The 20,618-nt window shown below is 68.3% G+C and carries 15 protein-coding genes, 3 pseudogenes and 1 riboswitch; of the genes and pseudogenes, 12 read left to right on the top strand and 6 right to left on the bottom strand.

The window, feature by feature from the left end:
• Positions 1-27 precede the first annotated feature (27 nt).
• From F1642_RS07785 to F1642_RS07770, 5 genes and pseudogenes are all read left to right on the top strand, one after another.
• Complete coding sequence (locus F1642_RS07785; protein WP_255522375.1) at positions 28-1,119, top strand: sensor histidine kinase; 1,092 nt, start codon at positions 28-30, stop codon at positions 1,117-1,119.
• Positions 1,116-2,312: a sigma-54-dependent transcriptional regulator gene (locus F1642_RS07780; RefSeq protein ID WP_370582828.1), complete on the top strand. Its 1,197-nt coding sequence runs from the start codon at positions 1,116-1,118 to the stop codon at positions 2,310-2,312. The genes F1642_RS07785 and F1642_RS07780 overlap by 4 nt, the downstream gene beginning before the upstream one ends.
• 7 nt (positions 2,313-2,319) lie before the next feature.
• A complete protein-coding gene (locus F1642_RS16450) occupies positions 2,320-2,472 on the top strand; it encodes a helix-turn-helix domain-containing protein (protein ID WP_370582827.1) in 153 nt (50 codons plus the stop codon).
• A gap of 193 nt (positions 2,473-2,665) precedes the next feature.
• Positions 2,666-3,640, top strand: coding sequence for a TAXI family TRAP transporter solute-binding subunit (locus F1642_RS07775; RefSeq protein ID WP_045982785.1), 975 nt, complete (start codon positions 2,666-2,668; stop codon positions 3,638-3,640).
• Positions 3,641-3,747: 107 nt separating this feature from the next.
• Positions 3,748-5,727 (top strand): annotated as a pseudogene (locus F1642_RS07770) (TRAP transporter permease); the annotation flags it as partial.
• Positions 5,728-6,004: 277 nt separating this feature from the next.
• Here the strand turns inward: F1642_RS07770 and ampC are convergent.
• Positions 6,005-7,165: a class C beta-lactamase gene (gene ampC / locus F1642_RS07765; protein WP_194885941.1), complete on the bottom strand. Its 1,161-nt coding sequence runs from the start codon at positions 7,163-7,165 to the stop codon at positions 6,005-6,007.
• A 130-nt stretch (positions 7,166-7,295) separates the two neighbouring features.
• On the opposite strand from ampC, the gene F1642_RS07760 reads away from it, so the two are divergent.
• Positions 7,296-8,183, top strand: a complete 888-nt coding sequence (locus F1642_RS07760; protein WP_255522259.1) for a LysR family transcriptional regulator — start codon at positions 7,296-7,298, stop codon at positions 8,181-8,183.
• A 47-nt stretch (positions 8,184-8,230) separates the two neighbouring features.
• On the opposite strand, the gene F1642_RS07755 is transcribed toward F1642_RS07760, so the two are convergent.
• Positions 8,231-8,851 (bottom strand): GNAT family N-acetyltransferase, encoded by a 621-nt coding sequence (locus F1642_RS07755; RefSeq protein ID WP_194885940.1) that lies wholly within the window; start codon positions 8,849-8,851, stop codon positions 8,231-8,233.
• 185 nt (positions 8,852-9,036) lie between these two features.
• Between F1642_RS07755 and F1642_RS07750 the strand changes: the two genes are divergently transcribed.
• From F1642_RS07750 to F1642_RS07735, 4 genes and pseudogenes are all read left to right on the top strand, one after another.
• Positions 9,037-9,447 carry a VOC family protein gene (locus F1642_RS07750; protein ID WP_194885939.1) on the top strand — a complete coding sequence of 137 codons (411 nt, stop codon included), beginning with the start codon at positions 9,037-9,039 and terminating at the stop codon, positions 9,445-9,447.
• Between the two features lie 645 nt (positions 9,448-10,092).
• A pseudogene (locus F1642_RS07745) lies at positions 10,093-11,533 on the top strand (cytochrome ubiquinol oxidase subunit I).
• A 2-nt stretch (positions 11,534-11,535) separates the two neighbouring features.
• Positions 11,536-12,568, top strand: a pseudogene (cydB, locus tag F1642_RS07740) (cytochrome d ubiquinol oxidase subunit II).
• A complete protein-coding gene (locus F1642_RS07735; RefSeq protein ID WP_139598676.1) occupies positions 12,568-12,672 on the top strand; it encodes a DUF2474 family protein in 105 nt (34 codons plus the stop codon). The pseudogene cydB and the gene F1642_RS07735 overlap by 1 nt, the downstream one beginning before the upstream one ends.
• Here the strand turns inward: F1642_RS07735 and F1642_RS07730 are convergent.
• The 3 genes from F1642_RS07730 to F1642_RS07720 are packed head-to-tail and all read right to left on the bottom strand — an operon-like array spanning position 12,669 to position 15,830.
• Positions 12,669-13,355, bottom strand: a complete 687-nt coding sequence (locus F1642_RS07730) for an ATP-binding cassette domain-containing protein (RefSeq protein ID WP_194885937.1) — start codon at positions 13,353-13,355, stop codon at positions 12,669-12,671. The genes F1642_RS07735 and F1642_RS07730 overlap by 4 nt on opposite strands.
• Positions 13,345-14,880, bottom strand: a complete 1,536-nt coding sequence (locus F1642_RS07725; protein WP_194885936.1) for an ABC transporter permease subunit — start codon at positions 14,878-14,880, stop codon at positions 13,345-13,347. Before F1642_RS07725 ends, F1642_RS07730 begins: the two co-directional genes overlap by 11 nt.
• Entirely contained in the window at positions 14,859-15,830 is a 972-nt protein-coding gene (locus F1642_RS07720) for a thiamine ABC transporter substrate binding subunit (protein WP_194885935.1), read from the bottom strand. Before F1642_RS07720 ends, F1642_RS07725 begins: the two co-directional genes overlap by 22 nt.
• A gap of 30 nt (positions 15,831-15,860) precedes the next feature.
• A riboswitch (TPP riboswitch) is annotated at positions 15,861-15,960 on the bottom strand.
• 58 nt (positions 15,961-16,018) lie between these two features.
• On the opposite strand from F1642_RS07720, the gene mutS reads away from it, so the two are divergent.
• Positions 16,019-18,640, top strand: coding sequence for a DNA mismatch repair protein MutS (gene mutS / locus F1642_RS07715; RefSeq protein ID WP_194885934.1), 2,622 nt, complete (start codon positions 16,019-16,021; stop codon positions 18,638-18,640).
• The gene (aroC, locus tag F1642_RS07710) at positions 18,637-19,737 is read left to right on the top strand and encodes a chorismate synthase (RefSeq protein ID WP_194885933.1); all 1,101 of its coding nucleotides are present in this window, start codon (positions 18,637-18,639) and stop codon (positions 19,735-19,737) included. Before mutS ends, aroC begins: the two co-directional genes overlap by 4 nt.
• Here the strand turns inward: aroC and F1642_RS07705 are convergent.
• On the bottom strand, positions 19,725-20,603 hold the full coding sequence (locus tag F1642_RS07705; RefSeq protein ID WP_194885932.1) for a ribokinase: 879 nt from the start codon (positions 20,601-20,603) through the stop codon (positions 19,725-19,727). The genes aroC and F1642_RS07705 overlap by 13 nt on opposite strands.
• Positions 20,604-20,618: the final 15 nt, after the last annotated feature.

The raw sequence follows: 20,618 nt of genomic DNA, 5'->3' as shown, positions 1-20,618 counted from the left end.
CGGCGCTATGATGACGAACCGTTGCTGATGCTGCCCCTGCGCGTGGCGGGCGAGGCCGCAGGTCATGACATCCGACGGCTGGAGCTGCCCGAGACGCGGCGCGAGTTCCTGACCGTCTCCGAGGCCATGCCCGAGGCCGACTGGACCGTGCATGTGCTGCTGGACACAGCGCCCGCCCGGCGGCAGGCGCTGATCGGGACGCTGGCGGCGCTGATGATCCTGGGCGTGGGGGTGGCGCTGCTGACCGCCTGGGCGCAGCGCCGGGCCCGCCTGCGCGAACGCCTGTCGATCCAAGCCGAGGCCCAGGCCCAGCTGGAAGGGCGCGTTGCCGCCCGCACGGCCGAGTTGGCGCAACTGAACGCCCGCCTTGGCGCCGAGGTCACGGAACGTCGCGCCACCGAGGCCGAGCTGCGCCGCACGCAGCGCCATCTGGTGCAATCGGCCAAGCTGGCCGCCCTGGGGCAGATGTCGGCGGCCCTATCGCATGAGCTGAACCAGCCTTTGGGCGCGGTGCGCAACTTTGCTGCCAACGCGGTGACCTATCTGGACCGCGACCGCGCCGCCGATGCGCGCCTGAACCTGACGCGCATCCTGTCGCTGACCGATCGCATGACCGAGATCGGCCGCACCCTGCGCAACTTTGCCCGCAAGCCCAATGCTCAGCTGTCCGACGTGGACCTTCATGACGTGCTGCGCGACGCGCTGGAGGTGATCGCCTGGCGCATCGACCGCCAGCCCGTCGCGCTGGTCGTGGACATGCCGCCGGGGCCGTTGCGGGTGCGGGCGGGGCCGGTGCGGTTCCAGCAGGTGGTGGTGAACCTGGTCGCCAATGCGCTGGACGCGCTGGACGGCCGCCCCGACGGCGCGATCCGCATCGAGGGGCGGCGGACGGACGGGCGCGTCCTGCTGACCGTCAGCGACAACGGCCCCGGCATCGCCCAGGGGTTGGAGGATCGCATCTTCGATCCGTTCTTCTCGACAAAGGGGGTGGGCAGCGGGCTGGGGCTGGGGCTGTCGATCTCTTTCAACATCATCAAGGATTTCGGAGGCGAATTGCGCATTCTTCCCTGCGACCGCGGCGCGGCCTTCCGCATCGACCTGCCCGAGATCGCGCCATGATCGCGGGCCGCATCCTGCTGGTTGATGACGAGCCCGACATGCGCCTGTCGACCGCCCAGGCCCTGGAGCTGGAGGGGTTCGAGGTCGAGGAGGCCTCCGATGCCCAATCCGCACTGGACCGGCTGGGCTTCGGCTTTGCGGGCATCGTGGTGACCGACATCCGCATGCCGGGCATGGACGGGCTGACCCTGATGAGCCGCATCCGAGAGATCGACGTGGACATCCCGGTGATCCTGGTGACCGGGCATGGCGACATCCAGCTGGCCGTGCGGGCGATGCGCGAGGGGGCCTATGATTTCGTCGAAAAGCCATTCGACGCCGCGCAGCTGGCCGAGATCGCGTCCCGCGCGATGGATTACCGCCGGGTCGTGCTGGAGAACCGCGTGCTGCGGGCGGCGGCGGGGCAGGCCGACGACCTGGAGACGCGGCTGGTCGGGCGGTCCAACGTGATGATCGACCTGCGCCGCCGCCTGCGCACGATCGGCCCGACCGAAGCCGACGTGCTGATCGTCGGAGAGACCGGCACCGGCAAGGAGGTCGTGGCGCGCGCCCTGCACGACCTGTCGCCGCGCGCGGGGCGGCCCTTCATTGCCATCGACTGCGCGGCGCTGCCCGCGTCGCTGATCGAATCGGAACTGTTCGGCCATGAGGCGGGCGCCTTTCCCGGCGCCCTGCGCCCGCGTTACGGCAAGTTCGAACATGCCCGCGGTGGCACCATCCTGCTGGACGAGATCGGCTCGATGCCCCTGGACGTGCAGGGCAAGCTGCTGCGCGTGGTCCAGGACCGGGTGATGTTCCCCCTGGGCGCGGATGAGGGGCGGGCGCTGGACGTGCGCTTCATCGCGACCTCGCGCCAGCCGCTGGAGGAGGAGGTCGCGGCGGGGCGGTTCCGCGCCGATCTGCTGTACCGGCTGAACGTGGTGACGCTGACCATGCCGCCGCTGTCCGCGCGGCGCGAGGACATCCAGCTTCTGTTCATCAAGCTGGTGCAGGAGGCAGCCGCCCGCCACCGCCGTGCCGCCGTGGCCGTGCCCCCCCGCCCTGCTGGCCGAGATCGCCGAACGCGCCTGGCCCGGCAATGTCCGCGAATTGCGCAACGCCGCCGACCGCCACGCCCTGGGCATCGCCCTACAGCCGGCCGAGGATCGCAGCCCCGAACAGCAGCGCCTGGCCCACCGGGTCGCGGCCTTTGAACGCGACGTGATCGTGGCGACCCTGGCCGCGCATGGCGGGCGGCTGAAGCCGGTCTATGAATCGCTTGGCCTGTCGCGGAAGTCGCTTTACGAAAAGATGCAGAAATACATGATCGACAAGACGCATTACGTCGATGCGGGCGACGATCCCGACCTGTGATGGGGGGATTTCCACCCACGCGATGACGCCGATGTTACCGAATCCACCCATCGCCGCGACTTGGCGGCGCTTTTCCCGCGCGCCCGGCGCATGGCGGCATTGCGTGCACGGCATGGCATGGCCTAGCTGAAGGGGCTTTGTTGGGCCGCCACGCGCAAGACGTGCGGCCCCGGAAAAATCTGGGAGGATTTTCATGCGTTTCATGACCGTCGCCGCGACCGTCGCGGCCACCTTCAGCCTGTCGCCCGCCTTTGCCCAGGATGACCGCGCCGACTGGCCCAGCAGCCTGACCATCGGTACCGCCAGCCAGGGCGGCACCTATTTCATCTATGGCACCGGTCTGGCCGGACTGATCAGCCAGAACCTGGACCTGAACGCCTCGGGCGAGGTCACCGGCGGCCCGGTGCAGAACGCTACCCTGGTCGAGACCGGCGACCACCAGATCGGCCTGGTCACCATGGGCCCCGCCTACGAGGCCTGGACCGGCAACAGCGAACTGGCGCCGGGGGTCGAGCACAAGGCCCTGCGCGCCCTGTTCCCCATGTATCAGACCCCGTTCGAGGCCGTCGCGCTGCAGTCGTCGGGCATCGCGGACGTCACCGACATGGCGGGCAAGCGCGTCTCGGTCGGACCGGCGGGCGGCACCGCCGCCACCTATTGGCCGCGCTTCTTCGAGGTGCTGGGCGTCGACGCGACCATCAGCTATGCCGGGGCCAACGACGCCACGAGCCAGGTCAAGGACGGCCTGATCGACGCCTTCGCCTTTGCGGCCGGCGTGCCGATCAGCGCCTTTGCCCAGATCGCGGCCGAGAACCCGGTCAACATCTTCGGCTTCACCGAAGAGCAGCGCGCGCAGATCCTCGAGGCGATGCCCGAAGTGGCCGCCTTCGAGGTGCCCGGCGGCATGTATCAGGGCTTCCCCGAGGGGCATGGCACGGTCGCCATGTGGAACTTTGCCGTCGCCCATCAGGACATGCCCGAAAGCCTGGCCTATGAGATCACCAAGCTGGTGATGGAAGGCAACGAGGCGATGATGCAGATCCACGCCACCGCCGCCGAGACCCTGCCCGAGAACGTCGACAAGAACACCTTCCTGCCCTACCATCCGGGCGCCGTGCGTTACTTCGACGAGGTCGGGGTCGAAATCCCGGCCGAACTGCGCGGCTGAGCGCATTCTCCGGGGGCTGCGGCCCCCGGATCCCTTTCCCTTTTCCCCCATGATCGGACCGACTGCCCGGACCCCGTCCGCGCGGTCCTTGCCGACGGAGACCCCTCATGTCAGTTGATGCTGCATCTGCGGCAGGGACCGGACCCGTCATCGCGCAGGGCGTCGATGACGAACCGATGGCCCCCAACCAGCGCGACCCCCGCGCCGGAACGGGTGTGCTGATCGCGGTCCTCTGCGCCGCCTATACGTTGTTCCACCTGTTCGTCATGGTCGTCTATCCGCTGGAGACCTGGACCTACCGCATGATGCATGTCTGCGGCGGCCTGATCATCGGCTTCCTGACCTATTCCGCGCTGACGCAGCGCAGCGACACCGCCACCGCCCCCGCACGCCGCGGCATGGCCGAACGGGCCCTGCTGGGCGTGGCGGCCCTGGGCGTGGGCTATGGGCTGGCGGTCATCGCCTATGCCTGGGGCGCCTGGTGGCTGGCCGGGGTGGCGATGCCGCCGGCCTTCGGGTTCCGCACCTATGGCCTGCCGCTGGCCATCGGCACGGGCGCGGCCATCGTCGCGGGCTGGCTCTATTCGTCGCGGGACCGGTCGCGGATCTATCCGGGCGACCTGATCCTGTGCCTGGCCTCGATCGCGGTCCTGGGCTACATCCTGTTCGTCGTGGGCGCGCTGCGCATGCGGGCGGGCACGGCGATGGCGCAGCCGGGCGATCTGTGGGCCGCGGTCACCGGGGTCATGCTGATCCTGGAGCTGACGCGCCGCCTGACGGGCCTCGCGCTGGTGATCATCGTCGCGGTCTTCATCGGCTACAGCTTCCTGGGGCCCTGGCTGCCGGGCTTTCTGAACCATCGCGGCTATACGGCGACGCGGTTCTTCACCTACATCTTCACCGACCAGGGCATCCTGGGCGACCCGATCGCGGTCAGTTCGACCTACATCATCCTGTTCATCGTCTTCGCCGCCTTCCTGCAGGCGTCGAAGGTGGGCGATTACTTCGTGAACTTCGCCTTTGCCTGCGCCGGTCAGGCACGGGGCGGCCCGGCCAAGGTCGCGGTCTTCGCATCGGGCCTGATGGGCATGATCAACGGCACCTCGGCGGGCAACGTGGTCTCCACCGGCTCGCTGACCATCCCGCTGATGAAGAAGGTCGGCTATTCGCCGAAATCCTCGGCTGCGATTGAGGCCACGGCCTCCTCGGGCGGGCAGATCCTGCCGCCGATCATGGGCGCGGGCGCCTTTATCATGGCCGAGGTCACGGGCATCCCCTATACCGACATCGTCATCGCCGCGATCATCCCGGCGCTGCTCTATTTCGTGTCGGTCTACTTCATGGTTGACCTCCAGGCGCTCAAGCTGGACATGAAGGGCCTGCCCCGGTCCGAACTACCGCAGTTCAAGGTGCTGATCCGCCAGGTGTATCTGTTCCTGCCGATCATCATCCTGATCTATACGCTGTTCGCGGGCTATTCCGTGATCCGTGCGGGCGCGATGGGCATGGCATCGGCGGCGATGGTCAGTTGGCTGACGCCGCACCGCATGGGCCCGCGCCAGATCTTCAACGCGCTGGACATGGGCGCCAAGATGACCATCCAGATGGTCGCGGTCTGCGCCGCGGCGGGCATCATCGTGGGCGTCATCGCGCTGACCGGGGTGGGGGCGCGGTTCTCATCGCTGCTTCTGTCGATCGCGGATCAGAACCAGTATCTGGCGATGTTCTTCGCGATGTGCATCTCGATCATCCTGGGGATGGGCATGCCGACCACCGCCGCCTATGCGGTCGCCGCCGCCGTCGTGGCGCCGGGGCTGATCGCCCTTGGGGTGCCGGTGCTGGTCGCGCATTTCTTCGTCTTCTACTATGCGGTGATGTCGGCCATCACGCCGCCGGTGGCCCTGGCCGCCTATGCGGGCGCGGCCCTGTCAGGATCGGACCCGATGAAGACCAGCGTCGAGGCCTTCCGCCTGGGCCTTGCGGCCTTCATCGTGCCCTTCATGTTCTTCGGCTCTCACGAGCTGCTGATGCAGGGCGAATGGATCGACATCATCCATGCGACCGCGACCGCGCTGCTGGGCATGTTCCTGCTGTCGGCGGGGGTGATCGGCTACTACTTCGGGCACGCGTCGATGGTGGTGCGTCTTGGTGCTGATCGGGGCCGCGCTGTCGATGATCGCCGTGGGCTGGGTGACCGATCTCATCGGCCTGTCCGTGGCCGCCGCGCTGTTCCTCTGGCAGCGCCGGATGGTGACGCCCGCAACCCTGACGCATGGCCGCGCCGACTGAAACAAGGCTGCGGCCCCCGGATCGGGGCCGCAGCCGTCATGGCGGCCAGGTCACCTGTGCGTCCGGTGCTGCCGTTCACTCTCTGGCGCGCGCCAGCAGTTGCACGATCAGCTCTCGCGTCGCTTCCGCCCGGACCGGGTTGGGATAGTTGCGGTTCGCCAGGACCACGACGCCGATCCGTTCGGACGGCACCATCGCGACGTAAGAGCCAAAGCCGTTGGTCGCCCCCGTCTTGTTCAGATAGACGTCTCCCTCCAACTGGCGCGCGTCGACCTTGGTCATGGGTTGCGGCGACATCGCCATGTCCGACGAATTTCCGGCCGCCAGCGCAGCGGCATCCACGGGCCAAGGATACCCTTCCCAGATCATGGCCTGCGCGTAATGGGCGGTGTCGTAGTCCGACCGGCGCGTCCGGGCCAGCGCTGCCGTGATCTCGCCCTCCAGGGTAAGATTGTCCAGATGGGCGTCCAGGAAACGGGTCATGTCGGTCACCGACGACTTGATGCCATAGGCCTCGGCATCCAGCATGCCGGGGTTGACGCGGATCGGGCTGTCGTCGGTTCTGGAATAACCGAAGGCATAGCGCGCCATCTCGGCGTCGGGGACATCGACGAAGGTGCTGTCCAGCCCCAGTCCGGGAAGAAGGTCACGCGCCAGCGCATCCGTGTAGGTCGTCCCGAACTGCTCTCCCGCGATCAGCCCCAAAAGGCCGATGCTGACATTGGAATAGGCGCGCAGCGTGCCGGCCTCGCCCTGCGGCGTCCAGGCGTTCAGATAGGTCATCAGGCCGTCCATGTCCGTGACCGCGTCGGGCACCTGCAGGGGCAGGCCACCCGTGGCATGGGCGGCAAGGTCGGCCAGCGTCACCGCATCGAAGGCGCTGCCCGCCAGCGCAGGCATCCGGGATGACACCGGGTCCTGCAGGGACAAAAGACCGCGCTGTTCCGCAAGGGCCGCCAGGGCCACGGTGAACAGCTTGCTGTTCGATCCCAGCTCGAACAGCGTGTCGCGGTCGACGGGGCGCGATGCCGCGCGATCGGCCAATCCATCGGTGAAGAAGAACTGCTGTCCGTCGATCGTCACGCCGATGGCGATGCCGGGAATGTCGAATTCCTCGATGACGGGGCGAAAGACGCTTTCGCTGATCTGCTGGAATGCCTGCTCGGTCAGCTCTTGGGCATGGGCGGGGGTGGTCAGCAGCGCGGCTGCGACAGCCACGGTTCGGATGATGGTCATGGGATTCCCTCTGGCGTCGCGACGGCGCCGCGACATGAATTAATTTTGCCAGCCAGAGCTATTGTGATCTTGCATGGGCATCAAATCATGGTTTCTTGCCCTATCGTTGAGAAATTCTAATGGATGCGTGATGGATCGGCCCAACATCCCCCTGAATGCGCTGCGGGCCTTCGAAGCCGCGGCCCGGCACCTGACGCTGTCGAAGGCCGCGATCGAACTGTGCGTGACGCAGGCGGCGCTCAGCCACCAGATCCGCAACCTCGAGGAACGCCTTGGCGTGGCCCTGTTCCGGCGTGTGCCCCGAGGGCTGGTGCTGACCGACGAGGGTGCGGCCCTGGCCCCGGTCCTGACCGGATCGCTGGACCGGATCGGCGCGACGCTGGACCGGTTCTCGGGCGGGCGCTATCACGAGGCGCTGCATGTGGGCGTGGTCGGAACCTTTGCGACGGGCTGGCTGATCCCGCGCCTGGCCGGGTTCGAGGCGGCGCATCCCGAGGTGGACCTGCGCATCTTCGCCAACAACAACCGCGTCAGCATTCCGGGCGAAGGGCTTGATCTGGCCATCCGCTTTGGCGACGGGTCGTGGCATGGGCTGCAGGCCACCCGCATCATGGATGCGCCCCTGGCCCCCATGTGCGCCCGGACCGTGCCAGGACCATGTCCGGCCCCCAGGCGATGCTGGATCAGCCCCTGCTGCGATCCTATCGGACAGGCGAATGGGAACGGTGGTTCGCGGGGGCTGGGCCTGGCCTGCCCGCCCCTGCGGGGGCCGATGCTGGACAGCTCGATCGCCCTGGCGGACATGGCGGCGGAGGGGCACGGGATCGCGCTGCTGCCACCTGCGCTTTTCGGCCACTGGACGGATCGCGGCCGTCTTGTGACCCTGTTCGACCATTCCATTGTCGCAGGCGCCTATTGGCTGACCCGCCTGCAATCCAGGCCGGAAACCAGCGGAATGCGCAGCTTTCGAGAGTGGCTGTGCCGGGAGGTGGCGGATCAGCCGCCCGCGACGGGCTGACTGCCCCTGCGCGACCGATCAGGTGCGGGGCAAAGCCGTCGTGTCAGTCAGGCCCATGCGACCTTCAGGGGTGGCAGGACGGCAATGTCTTCGATGGCATAGGCGATGCCGTCCACCAGCAGGCCGTCGGGCATCTCGTACCCAAGCGGCTGGCATGCGATCTGCCTGAAGCCCAGCGTCCGTGCCAGACCTGCGCTGGCCGTGTTGGGCGCGGCATGACCGGTCGTCACCAGACGTGCGTCCAAGGCCCCAAAGGCAGCCCGTATCATCGCGTTCACCGCTTGGGCCCCATATCCCTGGCGGCAGGCAGAGGACCGCACCCAGTAGGACAGTCGGAACTGGCCCCGCCGCCACTGCGGGATCAGATCGACGGCGCCGACACAGACGCCCGAGGCCCATGCAAGATAGGACAGCCGCTCGCGTCGTTGTGCAGCCTCCACCGCTTCCGCCAACCGCTCTGACTGCCACCGGGCATCCCGTTCCTGTCCGGGGTTCCCCATCGTTCCGTGAAACCATGGCACCAATTCTGCATGGCTTTCGCCCCTGGCCCGCGCCACCGCGGCGGCGTCATCAACGCTCGCGGGGCAAAGATCCAGCCGGGATGTCCGAACGATCCGCGGCAGGACATATGACGCGGGATCCTTCAGGCGCGCGTAGGGCGGGGGCATGCGCTTCTCCATGGTCTGCGAACATGATCATCGCCCGGATCGACAGTTGTTGGAATAAGACTGTCGTGCGCCGAACACGTGCCTGCATTCCCGACCAGATCGCGAACTGCTACAGGTGGGCTTGTCGCGGACCGGGCTGTGCCCCAGAAACGCATCGCGACCGTCCCGATGGAAAGCACAATGTCATGCCCGCCCGCATCGCCCACCTGTCCCTGCTGGTCCCGGACTACGACGCGGCGCTCGACTTCTTTTGCCGGATCGGTTTCGAGTGCCGGGAGGATACCGAACTGGGCGACGGCAAGCGATGGGTGCGGATTGCGCCCCCGGGTGGCGATACCGAGATCCTGCTTGCCCGGGCCGTCGGAGACCGCCAGACCGCGACGATCGGAGAGCAGGGCGGCGGGCGGGTCTGGCTTTTCCTTGAGACGGACGATTTCGCGCGCGACTATCAGCGCCTCCAGGCCGCGGGCGTGACGTTCGAGACGCTTCCGCGCGACGAGCCTTACGGGCGTGTCGTCGTCTGGAGGGATCCCTGGGGAAATCGTTGGGACCTGATCGAACATGCCCGTTCCAACCGCGACGGAACGGGCAGCTGAAGTCCGCGTCGCGCCGGTATCCTCGATATGGATCGCGGGTCTCAGGACGGCGGTACCCGCGACGCGATCCTCGACGCACCCATCCGCCGCGCCCTCCGCTACGGCCGATGATGTCGCATCTACTGCCTTTCCCCCTCCGGCCATCACGGATCGTGCCCATCCGCGGCTGCGGCACGCCCGCGACCGCCGCCTGATGGATCGTGCGCGTGATGCGCACAGGGAATACCTTGGACAGCACCCGTGCCACGCGGTCCGTCCTCAAGTGACAGCGTCGAGGCCACCAGGGCGGGCATAGCATAATTGCCGGTGCCTCCCGCCGCATGGCGCCAAATTCATTGCCCGGAAAGCACAACCGCGTCCGGGGGGCCGGCAGTGCAGCAACCAGACCCCACCGACCGTCGATACAGGACCACGCGGCGGTGCCTCACCCCCTGTGCACCCCTGACATCGGCCCAAGGTGCCACCCGTGACGCAGATGCGCCACAGGGCGGCGGGCGCGACATCGATGCCCTTGCGCGGCCGCGACCAGTAGGAGCACTATGATTCCAGACGACGATGGGTCCGGTCATGTGCCCGTGGTGCAGGCGGTGGCCGGTCCGAAACCGACATGCCCGCGGGGCGTGCCCCTGCCGTGAAAGGCCCCCGATGTTCGACAATGCAGATGCCATCCTGCTGGCCCGGATCCAGTTCGCCTTCACGGTCAGCTTCCACTTCCTGTTCCCCGCCTTCACGATCGGGCTGGCCAGCTTTCTGGCGGTCCTGAACGGGCTGTGGCTGTGGACAAAGGACCACAAGTACCTGGATCTGTTCCGATACTGGGTCAAGATCTTTGCCCTGGCCTTTGCCATGGGCGTCGTGTCGGGCATCGTGATGTCCTATCAGTTCGGCACGAACTGGTCAGCCTTTTCCGACAAGGCGGGGCCAGTCATCGGCGCGCCGATGGCCTATGAGGTCCTGTCCGCCTTCTTCCTGGAGGCCGGGTTCCTGGGGATCATGCTGTTCGGGCGCGACCGCGTCGGGCCCACGCTGCACATGATCGCCTGCGCCGCGGTGGCGTTGGGCACGGCGTTCTCGGCCTTCTGGATCCTGTCGGTCAACAGCTGGATGCACACCCCAGCGGGCTTCGAGATCGACCCCGAGACGGGGCAGTTCCTGCCCACCGACTTCTGGCAGGTGATCTTCAACCCGTCCTTTCCGTTCCGCCTGATGCACACGGTGACCGCGGCCTATCTGACCACGGCCTTCATCGTGGGGGGCGTGGCGGCCCTGCACCTGCTGCGCCATCGCCACCGCCGCGACAAGGTCAGCCCGGCAACGCGGACCATGTTCAGCATGGCGATGTGGATGGCCGCGATCTTTGCCCCGGTCCAGATCGTGCTGGGCGATTTCCATGGCATCAACACGCTGGAGCACCAGCCGGCCAAGGTCATGGCGATGGAGGGCCATTTCGAGAGCCATGACGATGGCGCACCGCTGTACCTGTTCGGCATCCCGAACCAGGACGAACAGCGCTTGGACTATGCCATCGGCATCCCCAAGCTGTCGTCCCTGATCCTGAAGCACGACCTGAACGCACCGCTTGCGGGCCTGGACACTATCCCGCGCGAGGATCAGCCCCCCGTGGCCATCGTCTTCTGGTCGTTCCGCATCATGGTCGCGCTTGGCTTTGCCATGCTGGGGATCGGTGTCTGGTCGCTGTGGGCGCGCTGGCGGGGGATGCTGTTCGACAGCCCCATGCTGCACCGCGCCGCCCTTGTGATGTCGCCCGCGGGGCTGATCGCCGTGCTGGCCGGATGGGTCACGACCGAGGTCGGGCGGCAGCCCTTCACCGTCTATGGTCACCTGCGCACGGTGGACAGCGCCGCACCCCTGGACGCGGCCGCGGTGGGGGCATCGCTGGTGGCCTTCATCATCGTCTATTTCGCGGTCTTTGGGGCGGGGACATACTATATCCTGCGTTCTGATGAGCCGCTCTCCGGCAAATAACGAACCGCGGCTGAAGGATGTGACCAACAGCCCGACGCGCACGGCGGGCACCACGCCCGCCCAGCAGCACCCGACCCGCAACGTCCAACCCGGAGAGTGACCATGCCCCTCGCAGAAGGCGTTTCGCTGGATCTGACCGTCATCTGGGCCTTCGTCATTGCCTTTGCGGTGCTGGTCTATGTCGTGCTGGACGGGTTCGACTTGGGCTTGGGCATGCTGTTCGCGGTCGAACCCGAAGGAGAGGACCGCGACATCATGATGAACTCGGTCGCGCCGGTCTGGGACGGGGAACGAGACCTGGCTGGTCCTGGGCGGGGGCGGGCTGTTCGCGGCCTTTCCACTGGCCTATGCGCTGATCCTGCCGGCGCTGTATGCGCCAATTATGGCGATGCTGCTGGCGCTGATCTTCCGCGGCGTCGCGTTCGAGTTCCGCTGGCGCACCAAGCGCTGGCGCAAGGTCTGGGACGTGGCCTTCATCGGCGGATCGGCGGTGGCCGCGCTGGCGCAGGGCATCACCCTGGGCGGGCTGCTGCAGGGTATCGACGTCGACAAGGCCGCGCGCGAATATTCCGGCGGCTGGTGGGACTGGCTGACGCCCTTTACGCTGATGTCGGCGTCGCGGTCATGGTCGGATACGCCCTTCTGGGCGCGACGTGGCTGGTAATGAAGACCGCCGGCCCCCTGCAGGAGCGCATGCGCAAGCGGGCCTGGGTGCTGGGTGTCGGCACGGTGATCTTCATGGGCGTGGTCAGCCTGTGGACGCCGTTCCTGCAGGACGGCTATTACAGCCGCTGGTTCGGCGGCTGGAACATCGTGCTGGCAGCGGGGGTGGGTGCTGCCGTGCTGGGCCTAGCCTTCGGCATGTTCACCTCGCTGATGGTGCGTCATCACGACTACTGGCCGTTCCTCTGCGCGCTGGGGATGTTCATCCTTGGCTTCGTCGGGCTGGGGATCTCGATGTTCCCCTACATCGTCCCGGTCGAGGTCACGATCTGGGAGGCCGCCGCCCCCCCGCAACAGCCAGATCTTCATGCTGGTCGGTGCGGCCGTGCTGATCCCGGTGATCCTGACCTATACCGCCTATTCCTATTGGGTGTTCCGCGGAAAGATGGACCCCAAGGAGGGGTACCACTGATGCCGCAATCCCTGCGGCGACTGGCGTGGTTCGTGGCGATCTGGCTGGCCAGCGTGGCGGTGATCGGCACCGTCGCCTGGATCATCCGCCTATGGATCGCCTAGCCCAGATAGGCGCGCAGTCCCGGCGGCGGATCGTCCAGCAGCGGCCCGGTGGGGCGGGGCGGATGGACGCGCCCCTCCTCGACCAGCAGGGTGTCGGGCGCGAAGGCGCGGGCATCCTCGGGGTCATGGGTCACCATCAGCACGGTCGTGTCCGCCGCGACCTGCGCCAGAAGCGCCAGCATCTCGGCCTTGAGCGCAGGACCCAGGGCCGCGAAGGGCTCGTCCAAGAGCAGCAATGGCCGCGCGCGCAGCAGGACGCGGGCCAGGGCGACGCGGCTCTGCTGACCGCCCGATAGGCTGTCGGGACGCCGGTTCCCGGTTCCGGTCAGTCCGACGTGATCCAGAACCTCCAGGACACGCGCCTTCTGGACGCGATCCAGCCGCAGGTCCGGGCGCAGGCCCATGCCCACATTTTGTTTCACGCTTAGATGCGGAAACAAATTGTTGTTCTGAAACAGGATCGACAGCGGTCGCTTGCCAGGCGGCAGCGCGGTGATGTCGGCGCCGTCCCACAGCAGGCGGCCCCGGGTCGGCGTCAGAAACCCCGCGACCAGCGCCAGCAGCGTCGACTTGCCGGAACCCGACGCCCCGATCACCGCATGGCGGCCCCGCGGCACGGTCAGGTCGGCGGTCAGCGTGAAGTCGTCCTGACGCAGCAGGATGTCCTGGAACTCAAGTGCCATGGCGTCCTCCCCGGTCGAAGGCCCAGAAAAGGCCCAGGCTGAGCGCCATCAACAGCAGAGCGCAGGCCGCCGCATCGGCCATCCGATAGCCGTTCATCAGCTGATAGAGCATCAGCGGCAGCGTCGGGTTGTCGCCCGCGAAAAGTGTGATCACACCCAGATCGCCCATGGCCAGCGCCGCGGCCAATCCCGCGCCGAACCCCAGGGGCCGGGCCAGGCGCGGCAGGACCAAGAGCCGCAGCCGTGCCCAGCCCCGCAGGTCCAGCGATGCGGCAAGCTGGCCGTAATCCTGTTCCAGCGCCCGCGCCGCCGGGATCAGCGCGCGCAGTGCGAAGGGCAGGGCCATCGCCGCGTTGATCAGCGCCGTGACCGGCAGGGCCATCTGCTGGGGCGTGACCGTGCCGCGCAGCAGGATGAACAGCCCCGTGCCCAGCACCAGCGGAGAGGCGATCAGCGGCAGCATGCCTGCGGCCTCGACCCAACGGGCCCCGCCGCGGGCGATGGTCAGTGCCAGTGCCAGCGCCGCCCCCGACGACAGCAGGGCCGACGTCACCGCCATTGCGATGGAACGCAGGGCCGCATCCCAGACCTCGGGCGGCAGGCCGGTCAGGCGCGGCAGGCCCGTGGCCGCGACCGAGATCAGCGGCGCCAGCAGGAACATCGCCGCCGCCGTGATCACCGCCGCATCCGCCAGCCGCCGCCAGCCGCCGGGCGCGGGCGGCCCGCCCATCGCGTCCAGCCCTGCGCCGAACCCCGCCGGAACGGCAACGCGGGCGGCCAGCGCCGCCGCCCCGATGCAGATGGCGATCTGCACCATCCCCAGGGCCGCCGCGCGCCCCAAGTCGAAATCAAAGCGGAACGCCTGATAGATGGCCAGCTCCACCGTCGTGGCGCGCGGCCCCCCGCCCAGGGCCAAGGCCACCGTGAACGATGTCAGGCAGACCAGGAACACCGCCAGCCACACGCCGGGCAGGACGCCGCGCAGCATCGGACGTTCCAGATGGCGGGCGATGTCGCGGGGCGCGAAATCCAGGGACGCGGCCAGCCGGAAGCGTTCCGCGGGAATCGCCTGCCAGCCCTGCAGGATCAGCCGCACCGACAGCGGCAGGTTGAAGAACACATGCGCCAGGATCACCCCCTGCCAGCCATAGATACCGATGGCGGGCAGGCCCAGGGCCTCCAGCGCGCCGTTCAGCGCACCGTTGCGCCCGAAGATCGCGATCAGGCCCAGGACCGCCACGATCACCGGCAGGATGAAGGGCGCGCCCAACAGCGTGACCAGCAGCCCGCGCCCCCGGAACCGCCGCCGCGCAAGCGCGCGCGCGACCGGGACGGCCAGCGCCGCCGACAGGGTCGCGGACAGCGCCGCCTGCCACAGGGTGAACCAGACCGCGCGCAGATCCCATTCGGTGAGCCCCGACAGCCCGCCCGCGACCCAAGCCACCGCCGCCAGCGTGCCCAGGATCAGGGCGGCCAGCGCGCCCGCGATGGCGTGGCCGATGCTCAGCGGAAGGCCCGCTGCCATTCGTCCAGGGCGGGGGCGCGCAGGGCTTCTGCCTCGTCCTCGGACAGGAACAGGGTCTTGTCGGGGCGGGGCAGGTCGCGCATCACCTGCGGCCAGTCGGCTTGCGGCAGTTTTGCCGGCAGGGACCAGTTGGCCAGCGGGATCGTCGCCTGGAAATCGAGGGTCAGCACCCAGTCCATGAAGGCTTGCGCCAGCTCCGGCTGATCGGTGCCCGCGACCTGGGCCACCAGTTCGGCCATGAAGTAATGCCCCTCGGGGAAGATCGCGGCGCGCTTGGTGTCGTCCTCCTCGGCGGCGATGTGATAGGCGGGCGAGGTGGTGTAGGACAGGACCATGTCCGCCTCTCCGTCGGTGAACAGGCCATAGGATTCGGACCAGCCGCGGGTGACGGTCAGCACCTTGGGGGCCAGCTTGGCCCAGGCCTCGCCCGCCTGATCGCCATAGACCGACTTGACCCACAGCAGCATCGCCAGACCCGACACCGAACTGCGCGGGTCCTGGATGACGATGCTGATATCCTCGGCCTCCAGCAGCTCGGCAAAGCTGGCGGGCGGGTTCTCCAGCCGGGTGCTGTCATAGACGAAGGCCGTCTCGCCCCAGTTGTAGGGCAGGAAGATGTCGTCCTCCCATGCGATGGGCAGCGACAGGTCGGACGTGTCCTGCCCGTGCGGTGCGAACAGACCCGATGCGCGGGCGCGCGCGGTCATGTCGGTGTTCAGGCCGAAGACGATGTCGGCCTGGGTGCCCGCCCCCTCCATCAGGATGCGGGGCAGCACGTCGCCGGTCACGAATTGCAGGTCGCAATCGCAGATCGCCTCGAACCCCTCCTCGATGGCGGGGCCGGGGCCCCATTCGCTGGTGACGCTGTCGCCGGCATAGACGGTCAGGACGCGATCCTGGGCCAGGGCGGGGGTGGCCAGCAGCAAAGCGGGGATCAGGACGGATTTCATCGGCAGCCTCTCTTGTCGGAATGTCGAAAAGAAGGGGGTGCGCACCTTCCCTCCGCCGGTGTGAGCCGGATCAGGTTCAACGGGTCCGCTGTCGCGTCTCAGCCCGCATGGGGCACCCCGAGGTGATCCCGAATGTAGAGGTTTCGCGCGCCCGCGCAAGCGGATAGAACCCGCCCATGACCAAGGACATGTCTGATCAGCCCACGCCGATGATGGCGCAATATCTTGCAATCCGGGAGGCCAATCCCGGCGCGCTGCTGTTCTATCGCATGGGCGATTTCTACGAGATGTTCTTCGACGACGCGGTCGCCGCCGCCGCCGCGCTGGACATCGCGCTGACCAAACGCGGCACCCATGCGGGTGAGCCCATCCCGATGTGCGGCGTGCCCGTCCATGCGGCCGAGGGCTATCTGCTGACGCTGATCCGCAAGGGTTTCCGCGTGGCCATCGCCGAACAGATGGAGGACCCCGCGGAAGCCAAGAAGCGCGGGTCGAAATCGGTCGTGGCGCGCGACGTGGTGCGGCTGGTGACGCCGGGCACCCTGACCGAGGAATCGCTGCTGGAGGCGCGGCGCCACAATTACCTGGCGGCCTTCGTGGTGGTCCGCGAGGAGGGCGCGCTGGCCTGGGTCGACATCTCGACCGGCGCGTTTTCGGTGATGGATTGCCCCCTGCCGCGTCTGGCCCCCGAGCTGGCGCGGCTGGCCCCGCGCGAGGTCCTGGCCTGCGACACCGGGCTGGAGGAGCTGATCGGCGATGCGGGCGCGGTGATGACCGACCTGCATGCCAGCGCGTTCGACAGCAATGCGGGCACGCGGCGGCTCTGCGCGCTCTATGGCGTCGAGACGCTGGACGGGTTCGGCAGCTTCACCCGCGCCGAACTGGCCGCGATGGGCGCCATCGTCGATTATCTGGACATGACGCAGAAGGGCCGCCTGCCGCTGCTGCGCCCGCCCATGCGCGAACGCGCGGGCGGCACGATGCAGATCGACGCCGCGACCCGGCGCAATCTGGAGCTGACCCAGGCCCTGTCGGGCGGGCGCGAGGGATCGCTGCTGGCGGCCATCGACCGCACCGTGACCGCGCCGGGCGCGCGCCTCATGGAACGGCGGATCAGCGCTCCGTCGCGCGATCTCGCGCTGATCGCGGCGCGCCATGATGCGGTGGCGGCGCTGGCGGGGGATGCGCGGCTGCTCTCGGATCTGCGCGGCGCGCTGGCGCGGGTGCCGGACATGGACCGGGCGCTGTCGCGGCTGGCGCTGGACCGGGGCGGGCCGCGCGATCTGGCCGCGATCCGGGCGGGGCTGACGCAGGGCGCGGCGATCGCCGTGCGGCTGCCCGGCGACGCGCCGCCCGTGCTGCGCGATGCGGCGGGTGATCTGGTCGGCCATGAGGGGCTGGTTGACCTCCTGGACGATGCGCTGGTGGCCGAGCCGCCTTTGCTGGCGCGGGATGGCGGCTTCGTGGCCGAGGGGCATGACGCCGATCTGGACCAGACCCGTCGCCTGCGCGACGAGGGGCGGGGCGTCATCGCGGGCATGCAGGCCGATTACGCGGTCCTGGCCGGGGTCGGCAGCCTGAAGATCAAGCATAACAACGTTCTGGGCTATTTCATCGAGACGACGACCACCCATGCCGAGCGCATGATGGCCGCGCCGCTGAACCAGACCTTCATCCACCGCCAGACCACTGCGAACCAGATCCGCTTCACCACGGTGGAACTCAGCGAACTGGAAACCCGCATCCTGAACGCCCGCGACCGCGCGTTGGAGATCGAGCGGGGCATCTTCGACCGCCTGCGGACGGCGATCCTGGATCAGGCGGCGCGGATCGGTCAGGCCGCCCGCGCCCTGGCCGAGATCGACCTGGCCTGCGCCTTCGCCGATCTGGCCTCGGGCGAGGGCTGGGTCCGGCCGCGCGTCGATGACAGCCGCGCCTTCGTCATCGAAGGCGGCCGCCACCCGGTCGTGGAACGCGCGCTGCGCCGGAAGGCGGAAAGCTTCGTCGCCAACGACTGCGACCTGACCACCGGGGCCACGCCCGCGATCTGGCTGCTGACCGGGCCGAACATGGCGGGCAAGTCGACCTTCCTGCGCCAGAACGCGCTGATCGCGGTGCTGGCGCAGGCGGGCGCCTTTGTTCCCGCGCGGGCGGCGCATATCGGGCTGGTCAGCCAGCTGTTTTCCCGTGTAGGGGCCGCCGACGATCTGGCGCGGGGGCGGTCCACCTTCATGGTCGAGATGGTGGAAACCGCCGCGATCCTGAACCAGGCCGATGACCGCGCGCTGGTGATCCTGGACGAGATCGGGCGCGGCACCTCGACCTGGGACGGGCTGTCGATTGCCTGGGCGGTGATGGAGCATCTGCATGCCGCCAATCGCTGCCGGGCGCTGTTCGCCACGCATTACCATGAGATGACGGCGCTGTCCGCCAAGCTGGAGGGTGTCGAGAACGCCACCGTCACCGTGCGCGAATGGCAGGGCGAGGTGATCTTCCTGCACGAGGTCAGGAAGGGCGCGGCCGACCGCAGCTATGGCGTGCAGGTCGCGCGCCTGGCGGGCCTGCCCGCCTCCGTCGTGGAACGCGCCCGCACCGTGCTGACCGCGCTGGAAAGCGGAGAGCGTCAGTCGGCGCGCCCCGTGGCACTGATCGACGACCTGCCGCTGTTCCGCGCGGCCCCGCCACCCGCGCCCAAGGCCCGCCCGTTGGACGACCGCCTGAAGGCGGTCCATCCCGACGCCCTGTCCCCACGCGAGGCGCTGGACCTGATCTATGAACTGAAAGCCCTGTCCGAGGAGACGCGCCCATGAGCTATAACACCTTCGGCCGCGAGTTCCGCTTTACCACCTGGGGCGAAAGCCACGGCCCCGCCCTGGGCGCGACGGTGGACGGCGTGCCGCCCGGCGTGCCCCTGACCGAAGAATACATCCAGCGCTTCATGGACCGCCGCCGCCCCGGGACGTCGAAACACACCACGCAGCGGCGCGAACCCGACCAGGTCCGCATCCTGTCCGGCGTCTTCGAGGGTGTCACCACCGGCACCGCGATCCAGCTGATGATCGAGAACACCGACCAGCGGTCCAAGGATTACGGCGACATCGCGACCAGCTTTCGCCCGGGGCATGCCGATATCACCTATCATCTGAAATATGGGGTGCGCGATTATCGCGGCGGGGGCCGGTCTTCGGCGCGCGAAACGGCGGCGCGGGTTGCGGCGGGTGCCGTGGCGCAGGCGGTGCTGGGGGCGCTGGTGCCCGATCTGCGGATCACCGGCTACATGGTGCAGATGGGGGCGATGCATCTGGACCGCGCGCGGCTGGACTTGGGCGCGGTGAACGATAATCCGTTCTTCCTGCCCGATGCGGGCGCGGTCCAGGCCTGGTCCGATTACCTGGACGGCATCCGCAAGGATCAGAACAGCGTCGGCGCGGCCATCGAGGTCTGTGTTCAGGGCTGCCCGCCGGGCCTCGGCGCGCCAGTCTATGCGAAGCTGGACACCGATCTGGCCGCCGCGATGATGTCGATCAATGCCGTGAAGGCGGTCGAGATCGGCGAGGGCATGGGTTCGGCCGCGCTGACCGGGGTGGCGAACGCGGACGAGATCCGCATGGGGCCGGACGGGCCGGAGTTCCTGTCGAACCATGCGGGCGGGATTCTGGGCGGCATCTCGACCGGACAGGACATTGTCGTGCGTTTCGCGATCAAGCCGACCAGCTCGATCACCACGCCCCGCCGATCGATCAACTCACGCGGAGAGGAGATCGACGTGATCACCAAGGGCCGCCACGACCCCTGCGTGGGCATCCGTGCCGTGCCGGTGGCCGAGGCGATGGCCGCCTGCGTGATCCTGGACCACCTGCTGATGGACCGGGCGCAGACCGGCGGGGTGCGTGGTCAGATCGGCTGATCGGACAGAAACGCGTCTACTTCGGTACGGGTGGGGATGGCATCGCCCGCCCCCGCCCGCGTGACCTTGACCGCCGCCGCGGCCGAGGCCAACCGTAGGGCGGCAGGAATATCCGCCCCGCCGTCCAGCGCCGCCGCGAAATAGCCCGCGAAGGTGTCGCCCGCGCCCGTGGTGTCCACCGGCGTCACGCGGAACGAGGGCTGCTCATGCACCCGGCCGGTGGTCAGGTCACGATATTCGGCACCCTCCGCGCCGCGGGTGATCAGCAGGCCCTGCACGGGCAGGTCGCCGGGGACGCCCGCGAACAGCTGCTCCGCCTCTCCGGCGTTCATCGCCAGGATCGAGACATGGGGCAGGACCGCGCGCACCGCGTCCAGATCGAAGGGGGCGGCGGAATAGATCACGCGCGCGCCCTGCGCCTGCGCCGCGCGGGCGGCGGCGACCTGGCCGTTCGTCTCGTTCTGGATCAGCAGCGTATCAGTGGGGGTCAGCGCGGACAGGGCCTGCGTCAGGGCATCCTCGTCGATCGCGCGGTTCGCGCCGGGATGGATGACGATGGCGTTTTCCGCATCGGCATCCAGCAGGATGATCGCGTGGCCCGTCGCCTGATCCGCAAGCCGGGCGACATGGCCCATGTCCACGCCCGCCTGCGCCAGCCGGTCGCGCACCCAGTCATCGCCCGTGCCCATCGCGCCCAGGTGATGCGTGACCGCGCCCGCGCGCGCCGCGGCGACCGACTGGTTCGCGCCCTTGCCGCCCAGACCCTGCGCATAACCGCGCGAGGCCAGCGTCTCTCCGGGCTTGGGCAGGCTCTCCAGCCGATAGACATGGTCGATGTTGATCGAGCCCAGGTTCCAGATTGCCATGCATGCCTCCGCCGT

This window comes from Paracoccus sp. NBH48 (assembly GCF_015390265.1).
GTDB lineage: Bacteria > Pseudomonadota > Alphaproteobacteria > Rhodobacterales > Rhodobacteraceae > Paracoccus > Paracoccus marcusii.
Note: the sequence above shows the minus strand (reverse complement) of the source record. Positions and strands in the feature narration are given on the sequence as shown.

Coding starts and splice junctions, on each gene's coding strand:
- F1642_RS07785 (WP_255522375.1), top strand. CDS start 28: ATGCTGCCCCTGCGCGTGGCGGGCGAGGCCGCAGGTCATGACATCCGA.
- F1642_RS07760 (WP_255522259.1), top strand. CDS start 7,296: ATGGATCGGCCCAACATCCCCCTGAATGCGCTGCGGGCCTTCGAAGCC.
- F1642_RS07755 (WP_194885940.1), bottom strand. CDS start 8,851: ATGCCCCCGCCCTACGCGCGCCTGAAGGATCCCGCGTCATATGTCCTG.
- ampC (WP_194885941.1), bottom strand. CDS start 7,165: ATGACCATCATCCGAACCGTGGCTGTCGCAGCCGCGCTGCTGACCACC.
- mutS (WP_194885934.1), top strand. CDS start 16,019: ATGTCTGATCAGCCCACGCCGATGATGGCGCAATATCTTGCAATCCGG.
- aroC (WP_194885933.1), top strand. CDS start 18,637: ATGAGCTATAACACCTTCGGCCGCGAGTTCCGCTTTACCACCTGGGGC.
- F1642_RS07725 (WP_194885936.1), bottom strand. CDS start 14,880: ATGGCAGCGGGCCTTCCGCTGAGCATCGGCCACGCCATCGCGGGCGCG.
- F1642_RS07775 (WP_045982785.1), top strand. CDS start 2,666: ATGCGTTTCATGACCGTCGCCGCGACCGTCGCGGCCACCTTCAGCCTG.
- F1642_RS07780 (WP_370582828.1), top strand. CDS start 1,116: ATGATCGCGGGCCGCATCCTGCTGGTTGATGACGAGCCCGACATGCGC.
- F1642_RS07720 (WP_194885935.1), bottom strand. CDS start 15,830: ATGAAATCCGTCCTGATCCCCGCTTTGCTGCTGGCCACCCCCGCCCTG.
- F1642_RS07750 (WP_194885939.1), top strand. CDS start 9,037: ATGCCCGCCCGCATCGCCCACCTGTCCCTGCTGGTCCCGGACTACGAC.
- F1642_RS07735 (WP_139598676.1), top strand. CDS start 12,568: ATGCCGCAATCCCTGCGGCGACTGGCGTGGTTCGTGGCGATCTGGCTG.
- F1642_RS07730 (WP_194885937.1), bottom strand. CDS start 13,355: ATGGCACTTGAGTTCCAGGACATCCTGCTGCGTCAGGACGACTTCACG.
- F1642_RS07705 (WP_194885932.1), bottom strand. CDS start 20,603: ATGGCAATCTGGAACCTGGGCTCGATCAACATCGACCATGTCTATCGG.